Annotated in this window: 19 protein-coding genes, 1 tRNA gene and 1 pseudogene; 4 read left to right on the forward strand and 17 right to left on the reverse strand. The window is 41.8% G+C overall.

Annotated elements, in window-relative coordinates:
- Positions 1–12: 12 nt before the first annotated feature.
- The 3 genes from comGB to corA form a co-directional block, all read right to left on the reverse strand.
- Positions 13–1050: a comG operon protein ComGB gene (comGB, locus tag QF06_RS10550; RefSeq protein ID WP_041850016.1), complete on the reverse strand. Its 1038-nt coding sequence runs from the start codon at positions 1048–1050 to the stop codon at positions 13–15.
- A complete protein-coding gene (gene comGA, locus QF06_RS10555) occupies positions 1037–2107 on the reverse strand; it encodes a competence protein ComGA (RefSeq protein WP_004399124.1) in 1071 nt (356 codons plus the stop codon). Before comGA ends, comGB begins: the two co-directional genes overlap by 14 nt.
- 410 nt (positions 2108–2517) lie before the next feature.
- Positions 2518–3471 carry a magnesium transporter CorA gene (corA, locus tag QF06_RS10560; RefSeq protein ID WP_029317911.1) on the reverse strand — a complete coding sequence of 318 codons (954 nt, stop codon included), beginning with the start codon at positions 3469–3471 and terminating at the stop codon, positions 2518–2520.
- 142 nt (positions 3472–3613) lie between these two features.
- On the opposite strand from corA, the gene QF06_RS10565 reads away from it, so the two are divergent.
- Positions 3614–4942 (forward strand): hemolysin family protein, encoded by a 1329-nt coding sequence (locus QF06_RS10565; RefSeq protein ID WP_041850018.1) that lies wholly within the window; start codon positions 3614–3616, stop codon positions 4940–4942.
- 52 nt (positions 4943–4994) lie between these two features.
- Here QF06_RS10565 and rsbRD read toward each other — a convergent pair whose 3' ends face one another.
- Positions 4995–5831, reverse strand: coding sequence for an RsbT co-antagonist protein RsbRD (rsbRD, locus tag QF06_RS10570; protein ID WP_041850019.1), 837 nt, complete (start codon positions 5829–5831; stop codon positions 4995–4997).
- An 86-nt stretch (positions 5832–5917) separates the two neighbouring features.
- Between rsbRD and QF06_RS10575 the strand changes: the two genes are divergently transcribed.
- Positions 5918–5988, forward strand: a tRNA-Gln gene (locus tag QF06_RS10575).
- A gap of 66 nt (positions 5989–6054) precedes the next feature.
- Here the strand turns inward: QF06_RS10575 and mgsR are convergent.
- Positions 6055–6435, reverse strand: a complete 381-nt coding sequence (mgsR, locus tag QF06_RS10580) for a transcriptional regulator MgsR (RefSeq protein ID WP_003230147.1) — start codon at positions 6433–6435, stop codon at positions 6055–6057.
- Positions 6436–6666: 231 nt separating this feature from the next.
- Here mgsR and QF06_RS10585 point away from each other — a divergent pair, with 231 nt between their 5' ends.
- Positions 6667–6912: a DUF2626 domain-containing protein gene (locus tag QF06_RS10585; RefSeq protein WP_003226300.1), complete on the forward strand. Its 246-nt coding sequence runs from the start codon at positions 6667–6669 to the stop codon at positions 6910–6912.
- A gap of 39 nt (positions 6913–6951) precedes the next feature.
- Here the strand turns inward: QF06_RS10585 and QF06_RS10590 are convergent, their stop codons facing one another.
- The gene (locus QF06_RS10590) at positions 6952–7587 is read right to left on the reverse strand and encodes an MBL fold metallo-hydrolase (protein WP_041850020.1); all 636 of its coding nucleotides are present in this window, start codon (positions 7585–7587) and stop codon (positions 6952–6954) included.
- A 156-nt stretch (positions 7588–7743) separates the two neighbouring features.
- On the opposite strand from QF06_RS10590, the gene QF06_RS21235 reads away from it, so the two are divergent.
- Complete coding sequence (locus QF06_RS21235) at positions 7744–7917, forward strand: DUF2759 domain-containing protein (RefSeq protein WP_003230141.1); 174 nt, start codon at positions 7744–7746, stop codon at positions 7915–7917.
- A gap of 31 nt (positions 7918–7948) precedes the next feature.
- Here the strand turns inward: QF06_RS21235 and QF06_RS10600 are convergent, their stop codons facing one another.
- The 11 genes and pseudogenes from QF06_RS10600 to QF06_RS10645 all read right to left on the reverse strand — a co-directional run bounded on the left by QF06_RS10600 (position 7949) and on the right by QF06_RS10645 (position 17738).
- Positions 7949–8263 carry an MTH1187 family thiamine-binding protein gene (locus QF06_RS10600; RefSeq protein ID WP_003230139.1) on the reverse strand — a complete coding sequence of 105 codons (315 nt, stop codon included), beginning with the start codon at positions 8261–8263 and terminating at the stop codon, positions 7949–7951.
- Between the two features lie 2 nt (positions 8264–8265).
- Positions 8266–9327: a lipoprotein gene (locus tag QF06_RS10605; RefSeq protein ID WP_003230137.1), complete on the reverse strand. Its 1062-nt coding sequence runs from the start codon at positions 9325–9327 to the stop codon at positions 8266–8268.
- A gap of 61 nt (positions 9328–9388) precedes the next feature.
- Entirely contained in the window at positions 9389–10519 is a 1131-nt protein-coding gene (locus QF06_RS10610; protein WP_015251708.1) for a M14 family metallopeptidase, read from the reverse strand.
- An 82-nt stretch (positions 10520–10601) separates the two neighbouring features.
- The gene (locus QF06_RS10615) at positions 10602–12518 is read right to left on the reverse strand and encodes an LTA synthase family protein (RefSeq protein ID WP_003230133.1); all 1917 of its coding nucleotides are present in this window, start codon (positions 12516–12518) and stop codon (positions 10602–10604) included.
- A 116-nt stretch (positions 12519–12634) separates the two neighbouring features.
- Positions 12635–13601: pseudogene (gene glcK / locus QF06_RS10620) on the reverse strand (glucose kinase GlcK).
- 10 nt (positions 13602–13611) lie between these two features.
- Positions 13612–13827 carry a YqgQ family protein gene (locus tag QF06_RS10625; RefSeq protein ID WP_004399107.1) on the reverse strand — a complete coding sequence of 72 codons (216 nt, stop codon included), beginning with the start codon at positions 13825–13827 and terminating at the stop codon, positions 13612–13614.
- 109 nt (positions 13828–13936) lie between these two features.
- Positions 13937–15460 (reverse strand): rhomboid protease YqgP, encoded by a 1524-nt coding sequence (gene yqgP, locus QF06_RS10630; protein ID WP_015714265.1) that lies wholly within the window; start codon positions 15458–15460, stop codon positions 13937–13939.
- Between the two features lie 89 nt (positions 15461–15549).
- Positions 15550–15723 carry a hypothetical protein gene (locus tag QF06_RS21240; protein ID WP_003230126.1) on the reverse strand — a complete coding sequence of 58 codons (174 nt, stop codon included), beginning with the start codon at positions 15721–15723 and terminating at the stop codon, positions 15550–15552.
- Positions 15724–15789: 66 nt separating this feature from the next.
- On the reverse strand, positions 15790–16353 hold the full coding sequence (locus tag QF06_RS10635) for a 5-formyltetrahydrofolate cyclo-ligase (RefSeq protein ID WP_015714266.1): 564 nt from the start codon (positions 16351–16353) through the stop codon (positions 15790–15792).
- 84 nt (positions 16354–16437) lie between these two features.
- A complete protein-coding gene (rpmG, locus tag QF06_RS10640) occupies positions 16438–16587 on the reverse strand; it encodes a 50S ribosomal protein L33 (RefSeq protein ID WP_003153056.1) in 150 nt (49 codons plus the stop codon).
- A gap of 83 nt (positions 16588–16670) precedes the next feature.
- Complete coding sequence (locus tag QF06_RS10645; protein ID WP_015714267.1) at positions 16671–17738, reverse strand: glycosyltransferase family 4 protein; 1068 nt, start codon at positions 17736–17738, stop codon at positions 16671–16673.
- Positions 17739–17746: the final 8 nt, after the last annotated feature.

Raw genomic sequence — 17746 nt, forward strand, 5'->3', positions numbered from 1 at the left:
AGCCTCTTCCTTTCACATTTGATTCATCATCTGATACATAGGCACAAGCATAGATAAATACACAAGTAAGATCAGCGCTGCAACAAATCCATAAATCATTGGCTGAAGGATGCCTGTCCATTTTTGCGCTTTGTGTTCCAGCCGCTGTAATATGAATTGGCTGTATGTGAAAAGCTCCCGATCCAATCGGCCGCTCAGCTGGCCGTGAGATATGACTTTTGATAAATCAGTTTCATAAAAAGGGCTTCCACAAATAGCGGATTCAATTGACTCACCGGCTTTTAGCCGTTCAATCAATTGTTCAGCCTCGCAGCGGTAGAAAGGGAGAAACGTTTGATGTTTAAATGCATTAAGGCTGTCATAAATTGAGAGGCCTGATTTTAAAAGGCTGCTTAGCTGCAAAGAAAAAAAGTAGCTGTTAAACAGCTTTACAAGCTTTCCAACCAAAGGAATCCTGATACAAATCAGCATTTGCCGGGCAGGTGATTTTTTCTTAAACACAAGCCAATAATAAATCCCGATACCTGCTGTAAAAAGAACAAGCAAAATGATCACAAGATCAATATGCTGAAAAAAAGCAAAAAGCATATCGGTTGAACGTGAGGTTTCCATATTCATCGATTGATAGATACCGGAAAACTGAGGAATGATGATGGACTGTAACATATAAAACATGACAGCGACCGTAAAGATGAGGAAAAGCGGATAGCGCAGCACTCTTTTCAGCTGGTCTGCCTGTGCAATTTTTCGTTCCAGCAGCTCTCCGCTCTGAATCATTGAAGCAGGCAGTTCACCATGTGTTTCAGCAAAATAACAAATACCTACGGCTTCCTTATGAAATGACAAACTCTTTAGTACTTGATAAAACGGAGCCCCTTCCCTCAAACAAGTGACCGAATCAGTCAAGTCAGCCGCCTGCCTCTTATTCATCTGAAGTTCCATCAGGCGTAATCCATCCAGAAGTGTATATCCGCCCGCAGTCATTTCACCGAGCCTCTTTAATAACCTGGCTTGATCCTTTAACAACCAGACTTTTCTAATCTTTTTCATGATAAACCCACCGGTCATAGTTGTTTGTCGTTAAATAGCCGAGCGCAATTCCTTTTCTGATAATTTGACGAAGCGTTTGATATTGGTAATTTGCATGATTTCCTTTTGCCTCCTGGATACATTGCTGAAGATTTTTCCCGTATAGAAGCTCATAAACGCTAGCTCTCCTAGTATTTCGTGACTGTCGGCAATACACTGATGAACATCCGTTTTCACAAAACGGGCAAGCCAAATCAACCAAGCGCTGAGCCGCTATTGCAATGACAGTCTGTTCAATTTCATTCATATTGATACCGAATTCAAGCAGTCTGTAAATTGCGCCCTTTGCGTCTCTCGTATGAAGGCTCGTTAGTACCAGATGTCCCGTCATCGCTGCCCGCACCGCAATTTCAGCTGTTTCCGCGTCTCTGATCTCACCTAAAATAATCATATCGGGGTCATGGCGCAAAATTGCTTTCAGACCTGCGGAATAAGTTACACCGGCTTTTTCATTCACCTGAACCTGAAGAACATCTTCGTCCCTTGTTTCAACAGGGTCCTCTAATGTGACAATATTTCGATTAAAGTGTTTTTTTGCATATTGAACGAGAGAGTATAATGTGGTAGTCTTCCCTGAACCAGTCGGCCCGGTAAAAATGAGCATGCCATGGGAATGTTTTAAAAACGAGAGTAATGTGGCTCCTGTCTTCGGAAATAGCGACAATTTATCAATCGAAGGGATATTGTATTGGGGCATCACTCTGATCACGAGGCTTTCTTCATTAATTGTGGGCAGCGTTGACATTCTTAAATGAACATTTCCCTCTTTCAACTTTAACGTAAGCGAACCGTTTTGCGGCTTTCGCCTTTCACCTATATCCATTGCTGAAAGAAATTTAAAATGTGAAATCAGTCTTACGCACTCTTCTTTTTTCATGTCCCTTTTTTTCAGCAAGGCATGATCGACCCGAAAATGAATGATAGCGTCCCGCTCCCTCGGCACAATGTGAATATCAGAAGCCTTTGTTAGATATGCCTCTTCAATCAAGTTTTTGCTTACCTTTTCTATTGAATCCAATTTGATTCCCTCTCCTTTCAACGCATATTGTAGAAAAAGAAGAAAAGGTAATCAAACAGGGAAAACGTGATTTTGTGAGATGTTATATGCTGAAAAACCAATTCTTTCTGGCAAGAAAAAAGACTTTCAACTGAATGTGCCCCTTTCATTATAATTTTCCCAATAATAAAAAAGCAGACATGGTCACCATGCCTGCTAGATTCCATTTTCATTATGCTGTTTTCGCTTATTGACCAGTATCTTTCTCAACGGAAAGATCGCCTAATGCAACAATACCGGCAATTTGGCCATATTCAAGAATCGGTAAACGGCGGATTTAATGCTCTGTCATAAGCCCCTTGACATCGTATCCGGTCACCCTGATATGTCTGGTGAAAAAGCGGGGCACGCTGCACAAAATATGAAACATCCTATAGAGTCCGCCTTTTTCGAGGTTTCTTTTTCTTCTTCCGCTCCTGCAGCATATCTCCCGTCCAGCCTTTTTTTCTCAAATAGAGATAGATCAGAACTGTAGATGTGACAATCAATAAGAGGGAAAAGAGATATCCGTATTTCCAATTCAGTTCCGGCATCACTGAAAAGTTCATCCCCCATAAGGCACCCAGAGCTGTTATCGGCGTAAAAAGCGTCGTAAAAATGGTCAGCGCTTTTACAATTTCATTCCCCCTATGTGAGGTAATGACTTCCTCTGAATGCAGCAGATTGTTAAGCTCCCCTTCAAATTCGCTGATGTATGAAAATCCCCTGTCAATTTTCAGTTGTGTCCGCTGATAATCCTTTTTCTCTTCATTTTGAGGTAAAAAGGTTTCTTTCAACGCCATTTCAATTTTTTTAGCGCTTAATATCAAATTTTTCCAAATCATCAGTTCATGGCGCAGGAGATGGACGCGGTTTAAAATGCTTTTGCTATTGTCGTCTTTAATCTGCCATCTAAGCTTTCTCAGCTTTACTTCAAATTCATCAACACCGATTAAATACGCATTCATTAGTTCGCCGAGAAGAATTAAAAACCCCTCTATCGCATTGTCCGCTCTTTCCATTTGCCGGACAACTTCTTTGCCTTTAATCTCTCTCAAAATCGAAAAGTCAAAATTGATTGTGAAAAAATATTGTCTGGTGATATAAAAGTGAAAAACAGTATGGTCTTTTTCTTCACCAAGCCCCTGATCATAAACAATCGACCCAAATACCGCTTCATTTTCCGTTTCAGTTGTATCTACTCGCAAAAAATTAACGTGGTGGTTATTTTCAAACCACTTTTCACACTGAGGCCAGTGAGAAAAATGGATTAGATCTCTTGCCTTACTTCTTTCTTGAGGCCCCATTTGGTACCAAAACCAATCCTTTCCCGTATGTGCCTTCATGTCAAGCTCCTCCAAACTTTTGTTCTTTATTCTTTAATTGCCCAATAACCGCGTCACTAAACCAGTCTGCCGCTTCAACACATGTTTTATGAGCATTTTCAGGTGGTATGGAATGTAGAAAGACATCGGAAAAGGGAGGTGCATGCCTTCCTTGGAGAAGGCAGTTGTTTTGGAATTTATCAATTTACTAGCAGTCGCTATTCTCATTTTGTTAACAGGATTTTTCGTTGCCGTAGAATTTTCAATCGTAAAAGTGCGGCGATCCAAAATTGATCAGCTTGTCGCAAAAGGAAAGAAAGGTGCTAAAGCGGCAAAGCATGTCATCACTCACCTTGATGAATATTTATCAGCCTGTCAGCTGGGCATCACAGTCGCAGCATTAGGACTGGGATGGCTTGGGGAACCGACTGTGCAAACTCTGCTTCGACCGCTTTTTCATAAAGCGGGCTTAAATGAATCGCTTACCCACCTACTTTCACTCGTCATCGCATTTTTAGCGGTTACGTATTTAAATGTCGTTATTGGGGAGCTGGCGCCAAAGAGTTTCGCCATTCAAAAAGCAGAAAGCATTACCTTGTTGTTCGCTAAACCGCTTATTTGGTTTTATAAGATCATGTTTCCATTCATTTGGCTGTTGAACCACTCTGCCCGATTGATTACAGGAGTGTTTGGACTGAAGCCGGCATCAGAGCACGAGCTGGCATATACAGAGGAAGAACTTCGGGTCCTATTGGCTGAAAGCTATAAAAGCGGCGAGATTAGAAAAAGTGAATTAAAGTACATGAATAATATCTTCACCTTTGATAAACGAATGGCAAAGGAAATTATGGTGCCGCGAAATGAAATGGTCAGTTTGTCACTAGATGAAGACTCCATTTCAAATCTTCAGGAAACAGTCAAGCAAACAAAATATACACGGTACCCAGTTGTAAGAGAGGATAAAGATAACGTTATTGGCGTGATTAATATGAAAGAAGTGCTGTTTTCCATGCTGACGAAAGATTTTTCAATCAAGAAGCATCAAATTGAACCTTTCGTACAGCCCGTTATCCATGTCATTGAGACGATTCCTATTTATAAACTATTGCTGAAAATGCAAAAGGAACGCACTCATATGGCGATCCTCATAGATGAATATGGCGGGACGTCCGGTTTGGTCACTGTCGAGGATATTATCGAAGAAATTGTAGGAGAAATCCGTGATGAATTTGATGCGGATGAAGTGCCTCATATCCGCGAACTTGGAAAGGATCATTACTTGTTAAATGCAAAATTATTAATCAGCGATGTTAACAGCCTGCTTGGAACCGATTTATCAGAGGCTGAAGTAGACACCTTGGGCGGCTGGTTTTTGACACAAAACATAGATGCTGAGCCTGAAAGTACCATAGAATATGATGGCTACTCTTTTAAGGTAAAAGACATCAACAGCCATCACATTTTATTTATAGAAGTTAAAAAAGCTGAATAGCCCGTGAAAGGCTGTTCAGCTGCTATCTTTCAAGATTAACATGGCAAAGGCATCAACACTCTTTTATTTTAAACCCTTTATTGGCCAGGGCTTTAGCAAGACTTTGCTCGGTTTTCACATTCGAAAAATCCAGACCCAGCTTCACGACAGTTTGGGCAATTTCCGGCCTGATTCCTGAAATAATCGTCTCAATGCCGAGCAATTTGGTGCTGTCAATCACTTTAAAAATTTGATAGGCTACCATGGTATCAACGATAGGAACGCCCGAAATATCTAAAAATAAATACGAGAGCTTTAACGCTGAGCACTGCTCCAGCACAGACTCCAAAATCGTCCTCGCTCTGTGCGTATCAATTTCACCGACAAGCGGAAGAATCCCAATCCCATCAGTAATCGGCATAATCGGCGCACTCAATTCATTAATCATTTCTTTTTGCGCGTTTAATTGTATCATGGTCACCTGGTGATATTCTTCCGTAAACACTTCGATGATCTCATCAATGTTTTGATTCAAGATCCGGCTCCACTCATAAAATTCCTGAATGCTGATGTCTTGAGAAGAAGCTTCGCTGAATTTCTGAATCCATTCAAACATGATGTGCCTGAAAGTGTTAAACTGGCCGACACTTTGTGTAACCGTCACTTCATGAACGGCACGGTCTCTGGCGCATTGAAGAGACCACCGGTTGAGCTCATCCTCTACGTCTTCTTTTCTAAGGGATTTTGCTACGATGGTCACCAATAATTCATGCTGGTCTTTTAACTTTTGTTCTAGTTTTTGCTGATCTTTCGCTGAATACAGCCAGCTGCCGTTTGACGTACAAACTTCCAGCCATTGTTGCGTGATATCTTCTTTGTGCTCTGTTAAGTGCTGATCAAGAGCTATCATCTTAATGAGCTCCCTCCTGTTTTTGAAAAATGTACGCTATATATGTATAACGCGTCTGCCTTTACACATACTATGTTTAGATTCAATGGGCTATAGCCAAGCGGTAAGGCAATGGACTTTGACTCCGTGATCGTTGGTTCGAATCCAGCTAGCCCAGTTTCTGAACAGGTGAAAAACCGAAGATAAGCTGATTCGAATAAATCAGCGGATCTTCGGTTTTTCATCATGCAGATTGATGAACCGTTTTCTTCTTCGATAACTTCAACAGTTCTCCCGGGTTATAACCAATCACCAGCTTTTTGTTGTCTACTAGAATCGGGCGTCGCAAAAGCTTCGGCTTCTCGATTAAAAGTTCCAGCACCTCATTTACCGTCATTTCTTCAATGTTTAAATTTAAATTTTTGAAAGTCTGGCTTCTTGTCGCCAAAATTTCATCAATTCCTTCTGTCGTTAACGATAAAATGTACTTTAATTCTTCTCTTGTCGGGGTTTCTCTGAATAAGTGCCGTTCGTTAAATTCAATTTGATGTGCTTTAAGCCAATGTTTTGTTTTTCGGCATGACGTGCAGCTTGGATATGAGTAAAAAGTTAATTGTTGTTCCATTCGTTTTTTCCTCCTCAGTTAACCATCTCTTTGTAGAATAACTACCCGGATCATTTTTCATTTAAACCATTTACAGAACTTTTTTCGGATTATTTTTTTAAAAACATTCATACAATAGAAAACACAATCAAAGGGACAAATTCCATTTGTATATTAATAATGAAAATGTTTACATTTCTAGGTGTGATCCATTATAATAACAGTCAGAGGGACTCTCGGGAGGGGATAAAAATGAATCGCATGTTCCGGGTGTTAGGATTTTGGACGGGAATTTTTGCAGTCATGTTTTATTTAGGTGATATGAAAGATGCTTCCCTTTTATTTTTTGGACAGACGATCTTATTTGTGTTTCTATCGTATTTGAACTTAACCGAACGCATGTATATTTATATTTTTGGCGCTTATTTAACAATTTTCTTCGCCGGCTTTACATATTACTCAATTTTTATTATGGTGCCCGGCGGCGGAGGCCATTAAATGCAAAAAGAGACAAACCTTATCGGTTTGTCTCTTTTTTTACAATGAAAACCCATTTAAAAACGGATTTTGGTCCTGCTCAGTCAGTACGTCTGTTTCAGGTCCATGGCCGCTTAACACCAGCGTGTGTTCCGGAAGCGTAAGCAGTTTTTCATGAATGGACGTCAGCAGCGTCTCTTGATCGCCGCCTATTAAATCCGTACGTCCTATACCGCCTTGGAACAAAACATCTCCGGAGATGACCAAGTCTGCATCTTTCACGTAGTAAGACACACTGCCTGGTGAATGTCCCGGCGTAAATAATGTTTCCAAATGAAACGGCCCGATATTCAACTCACCGTCGCCTTCAATTAGATGATCTGCAGGCTTAGCTGTGACTTCTATCCCTCGCAGCATGCCGGAGCCGTTTAAAGAAGCGTCCGCAAGCCAATTTTTTTCATTTTGATGCAGGTAAACAGGGATATCCCATTTTTCTCTCACTTCATCAAGCGCCCCAATATGGTCAAAATGGGCATGTGTAAGCAAAATGGCTAAAGGCGTCAGCCCTTTTTCTTTTATGTATTGATTGATTTTATGTCCCTCGCCGCCCGGATCAAAAATCAGGCATTGATCATCACTGATGAGAAAATATGCGTTCGCTTGAATCGGCCCTACTGGCATTCGTCTCCATTTCACTATTATCACCTCTTTCTTTTTTATGCTCTTATTATGAGGGTTTTTTAAAAAAGATTCAAACAATCGCAATGAAAACGCTATCGACAAACCTATAAAAAACAGGTAGAATAAAACTGGAAAGAATTGCAGGTTTTTCAATGTAAAGGGGGCTGTGTTATGTTACTTGTCGTGATTTTCGGCCTTGTCGCTCTTTTCGCTTTATGGGGAGTCTTGCGTTCTGTTAGAAATAAAAATATACTCGGGTTTTTATTAGCCGGTGCCACCTTATTTGTCTTTGGATGGTTTACCGTGATGACCGTAATAAACAGCGGGTATCCAACCGCACATTAAAACCTGTATCCGATCGGATACAGGTTTATTTTTATGGCTGTAAATGTTTATTGACACTTTCTATTTTGCTCTCAAGCGTCGTTTTTTTGTCACGCCTGTCATCGATGCGGATATTCGTTGCCACTCTGTGCAATCCTTTTTGAAATGGCGCTTCGTGAATTGCCTGAATGACTGCAAAAAGGTCACTGAGTTCTCCCTCGATCAGCGTATTCATCGGTGTCAGCTGATATTTGATTTTCCCTTCTGCTTGATATCCTTCTAATATCTTTTGCACATCGGCTACGTAAGCACTGACACTGGGTGTTTCCGTACCGATTGGGATAATGGTTACATCTGCGATAGCCATCGTTATTCCATCTCCTTTTGATCAATGATGAGTTGCTTCGTTTCATGTGATTTCAATAAAATAATTTGCTCAAAATGAAAGCCGTATAACGCATATTTCCCGTTCGGAGATATTTGAATCGGCTCCATTTCCCGCAGAGACACAAGATCTTTTGTCTCTCCCGATGCTACATTGATTGCTGCGAGCTTATATGCATCGCCGCTTTGTTTGAATGTATAAAACAGGCCTCCTGCTTCATCATAGTCATACTCCATTGGAGCCAAACTTGTATATTTCGCTTGGAGCGGCCATTTCGCTGTAACAGGTGATGTTGATTGCGGCGTTTTAAACTGATACGTCCCTTTTCCTCCGGAAGCTGATTTGACAGTAAAACTCATTTGATGGAAAGAATCGAAGAATAGAACGTTATCCTCAAGCTTCTGTTCCGTCTTAGAAGCTGTATCGAACGTATATAAAGGCCCTGTTTTATCGTCTCTTCCCTCTTTTACATAATCAAATGTATTTTTGGATGTCCAATGAATGAACGGAACCTGTACTGGGCTTAAGAAAGATTCGTCTTTTTTAGCATTCACCTGATATGTATGGAAATCCCAGTTTTCATTGAATTCCGTCACCATCATTTGATAAGGATCATACTGATTCCAAGCAGCTTCAAGCTCATACGTTTCGTAATCTTTTTCGTAAAGCGTCTCTCCTTCTGCATTAAGCAAAACCACTGCCGTCTTTTGGCTATGTGTGATTTGCAGCAGAATCATCTGCTCCCTCGCATTGATTTGAACATCAACGATTTGACCATCCGTTTGATAGAGCTTTTTCGCTTTGCCTGTAAAGATGCGGTACGCAAAAAGCTCTGTTTTCGTCGGATTAGACGCAGTATATAATATTGTGCTGTTATTCAGCCAGCCTTCCGCCCCATCCGCTTTTTCCGCGGAAAGCGGTATGATGTCTTTTTTCTCATCTTTTGCCGCCGATGCCTGTTTTTGCTGCTGATGAGATGGTTCGCATGCCGATAAACTAAACAGCAATACCGCCAGCAGAATAAAACAAACTGATCTCATCAGCATTCCCCTCCGATCATCTTTATTTTCTCATATTTGCTTCGGCAGAAAAAAGAAAAAGTTTCAGTTACTCATGAAAAAATAACGCCCTCCACAAGATACCGCTTGTGGCGTTATATATGTGTGAAAACTGCTGAAACGGCAAAGGATTTTGGCCTTTTCCAAGTTCCACCGTATACCCTTCCTTAAAATAATGGTGAATAAACCAATCACGAAATCCAGCATAGCTGTCTATATCCCTTACTCCCTTATAAATGTTCCCGCTTAACTCCTCAAAATCCTTTATGACGGCAGCAGATTCCTCAGGCTCAAGGCCTTTATAGCCCCAATAAATTTCTTCTCCTTGAGTATGAAGAGCCAGCAGTCTGTCAGGCGGATTCTCCGTGATCAGCCGGTACATCGCAATAGATTCCGGCTCCGTAAGCGGAGAGATTCCCGGAAAATCGCGGTAGCTGGGTGCTGTCGGTTTTCGGTATTTTTCAATTTCCCATAATGATGGAAATTGTTTATTTAAATCAACCCCGTTTATATTCGCCTTCCATTCATTAAAATTTGGACGATGTTCATTTAGCCTTTCGAGTTCATCTCTTCTGGCTCCCATGACTTCTGATCCGTTTAAAACAAGATCAACGCCATCCGGATTGACAAGAGGAACGAGGGATAAGGATGTGCTGTTAAACAGCTTTATGGGAGAAAAGCCAAAGAAAGGCGAATTGCAGCATAATGACATACAGTATTCCTTAAACCATTTTAGCAGGACAGACGTTGTAATCCACTCATTCGCATGAAATGACGCGTTCATATGGACCTTTTTTACGGCATGCTCCCCACCAGCCTTCAGCTCCCAGATAGGCCTGCCGAGTACAGAACGGCCAATTTCCCGGCATGAGACAAACGGAAAAACATCAATAATCTTCTTTATTTCCTTTTCAACAGCTGAATCATCATAGATTTTCTCTTGCTCAATCCAGCTATCTGAAAGTTTCAGCTGCCGAGGCTGTAAAAAGCGCTTTATGTCCTGAATGGTTTGAAGCTCTTTGCCGCTATGCTCCTCTATCACATAACCAGGGCAATACAATTGATGTTTTTGTGCGGAGCGATTTGCACTTTTAAGCAATTCCTCGTCTATCTTCAGTTCTTTCGCCACATTGGCCAAATTGTTCTTGATCTCAGGTTTCACAGTAATAAACGCCATCATCATCCCCCTTTTTTGTTACTATATGACAGCGTATTTAAAAAAAGAAAGCCTCCCGCTCACTTCGATGCGGGAGACATTGTGATTATGATGCCTGATCAAGCATTTGTTTTTCTTTCCGCTTTGACGAATTGTCCAGCCTTTTCTGGTCATAAAATCGCAACAAATCCCCATAAATGATTTCATCAGAAAGTGATAGCTCCTGTTTTGCTTTATCAGCAAATGCTTCACATTGTTTTGTCTCTTCTAACGGTTTTCCCGTCTCTTTGTCATAACACGCACCGTCTGTATAAACAACCTGATCTGTGATAAAGCTCCCGTCCCGGAGCACCGTGAAGTCCAGTTTTTCGTCTGAAAGCAGATCGTTGCCGAATTGAATTTGATCTTTCGTATCAATCCCTAAAAGATTCATCAGCGTCGGCCTGATATCAATCTGCCCGCCTACTGTTTCAATGGTTTGCGGCTTTTTATCAGTAATACCCGGAATATGAATGACCAGCGGCACTTTTTGGAGCTGTACCTCTTCAAATGGGGTTATTTCTTTTCCTAAAAACTGCCCCATCGCTTCATTATGGTTTTCTGATATACCATAATGGTCACCATATAATACAATAACAGAGTTGTCGTATAACCCGTCTTCCTTCAGCTTTTCGATAAAACGTTTCAGCGCCTCATCCTGATAACGCACTGTCGGAAAATATTTATTTAGCGTCTGGCTGCTTGAATCATATTCATCAATCAATTGATCCTCTTCATCAAGATCAAACGGGAAGTGGTTCGTCAGTGTAATCAGCCTCGAGTAAAACGGCTGAGGCAGATTTTTCATCAGCTCTGAAGACTGCTCAAAAAATTCTTTATCCTTAAGTCCCCAGCCGACTGAATTTTCGTCAGTTACATCATACGAGTTAATATCAAAAAACGAATCATATCCAAATGAGTCGTACATTAAATCACGATTCCAAAAGCTCTTATTATTAGCGTGGAGCACCGCTGAATAGTATCCGCTGTTTTTCAAAATTTCAGGAGCGGCCATATATTGATTGCCCGCATTCGTAAAAAATACGGCACCTCGTCCAAGCGGATACAGTGAATTGTCCACGATAAATTCAGAATCCGAGGTTTTCCCCTGGCCTGTTTGGTGGTAAACATTATTAAAGTTGTAGCTCTGTTTTATAAAGTCATTCAGAAAAGGCGTGATTTCTTCTCCATTCAATTTTTCATTAATCACGAAGCTTTGCGTCGACTCTAAGGATACGAGAATGACGTTCCTTCCTTTTGCAGCGCCGAATAAGCGTTTGTTGGCATCCTTCGCATTAGCGGTTACGTAGTTTTCAATCTCCGTCAGGCTGTTGCTGTCTGCCAACGCTCTCTGTGCGGATTGCTTTGACTGAAGAACGCCATCGTAAATATGAAAATTAAACAGGCTAATGTTTTTAACAAGCATTTCTCTGTCAAATGAGCGTGTCAATAGCTGAGGTCTTTCCGCCTCAGACAAGCCTAGGTTGAAGAAATAAACAGAAGCAACGAACAAAAAATAAGCCGCCCGTTCATTTTTCGTTGAGGGAATGTCCGATTGAAAAGCTTTTTGCCGGATGTGAAGCCATATTAAAACCGCAATATCTACAGCTAATAGGAGGTCTGTCGGCTCAAGAAGTGTTCCGATGCTGCTTCCGAGATCACCCATATTGCTCGTTTGAAAAAGAACAGGGATTGTTAAGAAATCATTGTAAAAACGGTAAAAAACCATATTTGCCAGCAATACAAACGTGACAAGACAGCTCATCGCGATAATATAGCGATTTCTGTTTTTGCCTTTCAAAAACAGGCTGAGGCCAAAAATAAGCAACAAAAAACTCAATGGGTTGATAAACAGAATAAATTCCTGTGTTAGATTGTCGATTTTAATATGAAAACTGGTTTTGTAAACAGCATACGTTTTCAGCCACATCAATAAAATGGCAATCAGCATAAATGAAATCTTCGAAAAAAACGTTTTTCGCATTTCAACCTCCTATGCAGCACGCTCAAAAAAATCAGTCTATTCCCAACATTCTCATTAACACATCAAATTAAATCTTAACCTGAGCACAACAAAAAATCAATTTCATTTACACAATTTTAACAATTTTGATGTTTCAGCCATTCATTTTTAGCGATCCAAGCGCCTCCGATAACGCCGGCATCATTTCCAAGTGCTGCGATTGAAATATCAGCAGCTTGGGCTGCCCGCGGAAACGCGCATTTGCGGAATGTTTTCTCGACTTTTGATCTCAGCAGTTCTCCGGCTCTCGATACGCCGCCGCCAAGAACGATTTTGGATGGATTAAGCGAGCTTGCCAAATTTCCGAGCACCAAACCAAGATGCTTGGCTACATAATCAACCACCTCAAGGGCAATTTCATCATTTTCACCCGCCGCTTCAAACACATCCCGCGCTGACAATTGTTCGGTTGCTTGTAAACGTGTCGTCTTTTTAGCATTTGCTATTTTTTCTTTTGCAATTCTTACAATTCCGGTTGCTGACGCAATTGTTTCGATACAGCCCGTTTTGCCGCAGTTGCAGGGCGCTCCGCCTTCAGGGATGCTGCAAATATGGCCGATTTCTCCGCCGGCGCCATTTATGCCATGTACAATTTCACCATTTGCAATGATGCCGCCGCCAACTCCTGTGCCAAGCGTCACGAGAATGACGTCTTTTGCGCCATCACCCGCTCCCTTCCACATTTCCCCGAGCGCAGCAATATTCGCGTCATTTTCTATAACAGCTGGGATGCCGGTTTCTGTCTCCAGATGGTTTTTCAAAGCATAATTTTTCCCCCCTAGATTTACTGTTTCATAAACAACTCCCTGCCGCCATATCTACAGGGCCTGGTGCACCCATTCCGATGTATTTGATGATGTGCTTCGGTTTTTGCAGCTCATCCAGCTTGCCGTCGATAGTTTTTGCAATTGTGACAGTAATCGTGTCGCCGGTTTTATCAGTCGGAACTTCCCACTTATGCTGAATTTCGCCATATTGATTAATAAAAGCGAGTTTAATCGTCGTTCCTCCCAGGTCAATGCCCGCAAACCATATCTCGTCCATTTTTATCACCTTAGCCTTTATAAAAATCTCTTCCGTTTTTTGTTTGTTCCAATTCTTTTCGAAGGACAGCTGCCGCTCTGGCCCACTGCTCCTTTTCAATCATGTGGTTCATGTATAATTCCTTTAATTCATCCAGCATAAACTCAATTTCAAGCTCTCTGTCTCCAAAATAAACAATGTGGCCAAACGTTTTTAACAGCTGCTGCACATCATAAAATGTATTCATTTTCCTCACCATTTCTTGAACTTAACTATCATAAGCGTATTCATAAGGAAGCGGTCAGTCAAGAAGAAAACGCTGACAAAAAAGCCAGCTTCCTTTCCATATTCCACCTCTATGATTCTTTATTGTTTTCAATTTGCCGCTGCAGCTCCTTGTAGCGCTGCTCCTTCGGCTTCAGTTTCACAGCCGTCTGGATGGCCTTTTCTGCTTGTGCAAGCTCATTTTTTTCCGCATACAATAACGCTAAATTGTAATAGGAAGCATGGTCTTTAGGTTCTTTTTTCACTGCTCGTTCCAAAAGGGAAACCGCCTGATCATATTCGCCGATTTGAATATCAGAAACAGCAAGAATTTTCAAAAGATCGGCAGAGGCATCTTTTTGCGCTGCTTCTCCGTTCAGCAATTCTGTTACTTCTTCATACTTTCCTTCCTGATACAGCTCGCTTGCCTGCTGAATCAGCGCTGACTCCTGGTGTGAAGGCGAATGCAATCCGTAATATAAAAATCCAACAGCCAAAGCAATCAGCAAAACCGCTGACAACAATCTTTTTCCAAAGGCTCCGGCTTTAGGCAACCCCAGTGCTGCTGCAGCGAAAAAGCCGCCAATCAAGCCGCCGATATGTCCTGAATTATCAATATTCGAAACCGCAAAACCAAAGCCCAGATTGATGATAATAATGACAATAATATTGGTTCCTATAGTTCTTAAAAACATTTTTCGATTAGACAAAGCAACATACAGTAATGCACCTAAGCATCCGAATATGGCTCCTGATGCCCCTGCCGAAGGATACGGGCTGAACACAAAACTCGCAATCGAACCCGTAATGCCAGCAGCCAGATAAATCAGCAAAAATCTCCTCGATCCATACATCCGCTCAACCGCTGTACCAACCGACCATAAAGCCAGCGTATTAAAAGCTAAATGCGCTATGCCGATGTGAAGCACGATCGGTGTCAGAAGCCGCCACCATTCTCCTTGTGCAATCAGGCTGTTTTCTTTTGCTCCAAAAGCCACCAGCGTCTCCGTATTAGTGCTGCCTCCGTTTATTTCGAGCAAGAAAAACATCAGGATCTGAAGCGCAATAAATAAATATGTAAAAATCGGTTTTCCGTTTTGAAAAACCGCCGCTTCAGTTTTTCTCTGTTCTTCTTGTTTCAGCACTAGCGAAAGGAAGCGTTCTCGCGCCATTTGCGCGTTTTCAAACGAAGCGTGTTCCTCTGAACAATCTTCTGTACGAAATGATGGAAAAACCGCTTGAAGATCATCTCGAAGCATCGTTCCTCTAACGATCGCCGGCTCAACTGACACAGTTCCCTTCTCAAAAGTTTTTTTTGCAATCTCTTCCCAGTCATCAACAGGGGCTTCCGTTGAAAAAAACACATTCAGCAGCTTCATCCTTCGTCTGCCCAATTGATGTCTGACTCGTTCTACTCGTTCGGCCTGCTCTTCGATGTCTCTAACCATTTCTTGACGGAAATCAAGATCGTGCTTATAAAGACGAACTAGATCATGAGAGGACTTGTCCGGAGCTTCCAGCCATATTTCATCTGACTCACCGGCTTGTATGACGCCATACCCGCTATTCACCAGGTGCGCCGCAATTTTCCAATATGTATACTCCAGCAAAAACATGTTTACCGCTCCAATAGTTTTTTTTCATTATAACAGCTGGCGCTCCGAAACGCCTACTGAAAGCAAAAAATCCCGTTTTTCACGGGATTTTAGAAAGCTTGCTGTATAAACTTATTGCGGATAAATGGAATTCTTAAAAACAAATGGATAAAAGACCGCCTGATTCCTGGCTGGCTGAGTACAGTATTCATAAGACGGTAGCGATTTTGATAAAACATGACGGCAGAAACCGCGAAAATGGCATAAATCAAAAGTTTTTTCATGATATCCCTCCTGCCAATAGGGTTTGTTATTCTGCCTTATTTATTCTCGAATAAGGGACAGGAAAGTTATGAAAAACAAGAAATAATCCGATCCTCTGTTATCAGCTTATGTACCGGGATGTCATGTGGCAGACTGGGTACGTGCGCATACAACTGGCACTCCAAAAGCAATGAGACTGTCTTCCCTTCATATTCACTTAAATAGCGATCATAATAGCCGCCTCCAAAGCCGACCCTAAACCCGTTAACATCAAAACAAACACCTGGAACGATCATCAAGTCAATTTGTGATGGGTTTACTTCTTTTGTTTTTTCAATTACCGGCTCGAGCAGTCCGGCGTACACGGTTTCGAGCTGATCATCAGTCTGATATGTGCGAAATTGCATTTTCTTCGTGTCCGGATGGCATTTTGGGATGCAAACTTGTTTCCCTTCTTCCCAAGCCTGCTCAATGACAGGACGCGTCGGTATCTCTAATCCTCTGGAAATAGTGACGGCAATGGTGCCGGCATTTTGCCACTCCGGCAGAGAAAACAAGTACTTATACGTACGTTCCGTTTTTTGAAGAATATCTTCATTAGATAAAGCAGACAGTGCCTCCAGCGTCTTTTTTCTTAATTGTGATTTCATCTCTCATCCCCCTCGGAATAGAAAAAAAGCCAGAACCTTTTTCAAAGCTCTGGCTTTTTTCTTACACCTCAAACAGCAAAGCTGTTATTTTGTTTCACGGTGTAACGTAGATTTTTTATCACGTGGGCAATATTTTTTAAATTCAACGCGGTCTGGATTGTTGCGTTTGTTCTTTTTAGAAATATAGTTACGCTCACCACATTCAGTGCAAGCCAAAGTAATATTAACGCGCATTATTTTCCCTCCAAACTAAAATCATTTACTTATTCAGACTTATATATAATACCACTATAATGGACGGAATGCTAGGCTGTTTTTCAATGAATTGCTGAATTATTGAAGATACGCTCATAAAGCTGCAAATATGATGACATAATGAGTCGGGGGTGGTGGAGCTTGAACACTTGTTGTCTGCCAGCTTCTTTTATCCGGCGGGCTTTTTCCCGGTCTTTTAAAAAGCTGTCCAGCAGATCAGCCGCTTCCTGTACGAGCGTAAAATTAGCGATGATTGCCGTTTTGTCATGAACGGCATAATCACAAAAACCACCCGACTGAGAAACGACAGTCAGCACACCTTGTTCCATGCTTTCTTGCGCGGCAAGCCCAAACGGTTCATAAGAACTAGGGAAAACAGCCATTTCACATTGAGACAGTAACGTTCTGATGTCTTTCCTATTGAGAAACGGCAGGAACATGACGCGATCCTTCAGGTTATATGCCGCAGCTAATTTCTCATAGCAGGACAGAGACGGCCCCTCCCCAGCCAGCACTAGATAGAGGTCTGGCTGACGCTGCTTCAAGATGGCAAACACCTTTAACAGCTGCGAAAATCCTTTTTCCGGAACGAACCTTCCATATGAAAAGAGAAATCTTCTATTTATGCTTCTTTGGATTTTCCCCTTCTCTTCCTCCATAGATGCAGGGCTTGGGATAACGGTTATTTTTTTATGTGCTGCCTTATTAAGAGACCGCTTCATAAATGTGCTTAATACGATCAATGCATCAGCGGATTCTATAAGGAGCCGTTCGGTCTTGAGCCTGTATGGGTGTGGGGCTTCTCGGCATACCTTCTTCCTTTCTCTTTCAAGACCGTGGATTGTCGCAGTAAGCGGAAGGCCAAGCCGTTGTTTCAAATACTGGGCAGCAGGGGCAGTTGTGTCATCATGGGCATGAATCAGATCAAAGCGTTTATTGTGTGATAACACATGGCGAACCATTGTAAAGTTAGCATCAGCTATGTAATCTTCAAACTTCGCATACGAAAACAGCTGCCCGCTCGGAGTAAAAACCGTAATGTTGATATGAGGGTTTAAATAGGAAATGAGGCGGTTTAAATGGACACCTAGCCCGCTTTTCGGCTCATCGGGATGTTCGGGTGAAAGCATGAGAATGT

This window comes from Bacillus sp. YP1, from assembly GCF_000877815.1.
In the GTDB taxonomy this organism is placed as follows: domain Bacteria; phylum Bacillota; class Bacilli; order Bacillales; family Bacillaceae; genus Bacillus; species Bacillus subtilis.

What these genes read in the sequence shown, in the direction of transcription:
- QF06_RS10605 (WP_003230137.1), bottom strand. Translation starts at nt 9,327, where the DNA reads ATGCTGATGAGATCAGTTTGTTTTATTCTGCTGGCGGTATTGCTGTTT.
- QF06_RS10615 (WP_003230133.1), bottom strand. Translation starts at nt 12,518, where the DNA reads ATGCGAAAAACGTTTTTTTCGAAGATTTCATTTATGCTGATTGCCATT.
- QF06_RS10645 (WP_015714267.1), bottom strand. Translation starts at nt 17,738, where the DNA reads ATGCTTTCACCCGAACATCCCGATGAGCCGAAAAGCGGGCTAGGTGTC.
- QF06_RS10625 (WP_004399107.1), bottom strand. Translation starts at nt 13,827, where the DNA reads ATGAATACATTTTATGATGTGCAGCAGCTGTTAAAAACGTTTGGCCAC.
- rsbRD (WP_041850019.1), bottom strand. Translation starts at nt 5,831, where the DNA reads ATGATAGCTCTTGATCAGCACTTAACAGAGCACAAAGAAGATATCACG.
- QF06_RS21240 (WP_003230126.1), bottom strand. Translation starts at nt 15,723, where the DNA reads ATGAAAAAACTTTTGATTTATGCCATTTTCGCGGTTTCTGCCGTCATG.
- yqgP (WP_015714265.1), bottom strand. Translation starts at nt 15,460, where the DNA reads ATGTTTTTGCTGGAGTATACATATTGGAAAATTGCGGCGCACCTGGTG.
- QF06_RS10610 (WP_015251708.1), bottom strand. Translation starts at nt 10,519, where the DNA reads ATGATGGCGTTTATTACTGTGAAACCTGAGATCAAGAACAATTTGGCC.
- corA (WP_029317911.1), bottom strand. Translation starts at nt 3,471, where the DNA reads ATGAAGGCACATACGGGAAAGGATTGGTTTTGGTACCAAATGGGGCCT.
- QF06_RS10565 (WP_041850018.1), top strand. Translation starts at nt 3,614, where the DNA reads ATGCCTTCCTTGGAGAAGGCAGTTGTTTTGGAATTTATCAATTTACTA.
- QF06_RS21235 (WP_003230141.1), top strand. Translation starts at nt 7,744, where the DNA reads ATGTTACTTGTCGTGATTTTCGGCCTTGTCGCTCTTTTCGCTTTATGG.
- QF06_RS10635 (WP_015714266.1), bottom strand. Translation starts at nt 16,353, where the DNA reads ATGAAATCACAATTAAGAAAAAAGACGCTGGAGGCACTGTCTGCTTTA.
- QF06_RS10585 (WP_003226300.1), top strand. Translation starts at nt 6,667, where the DNA reads ATGAATCGCATGTTCCGGGTGTTAGGATTTTGGACGGGAATTTTTGCA.
- comGB (WP_041850016.1), bottom strand. Translation starts at nt 1,050, where the DNA reads ATGAAAAAGATTAGAAAAGTCTGGTTGTTAAAGGATCAAGCCAGGTTA.
- mgsR (WP_003230147.1), bottom strand. Translation starts at nt 6,435, where the DNA reads ATGGAACAACAATTAACTTTTTACTCATATCCAAGCTGCACGTCATGC.
- QF06_RS10600 (WP_003230139.1), bottom strand. Translation starts at nt 8,263, where the DNA reads ATGGCTATCGCAGATGTAACCATTATCCCAATCGGTACGGAAACACCC.
- rpmG (WP_003153056.1), bottom strand. Translation starts at nt 16,587, where the DNA reads ATGCGCGTTAATATTACTTTGGCTTGCACTGAATGTGGTGAGCGTAAC.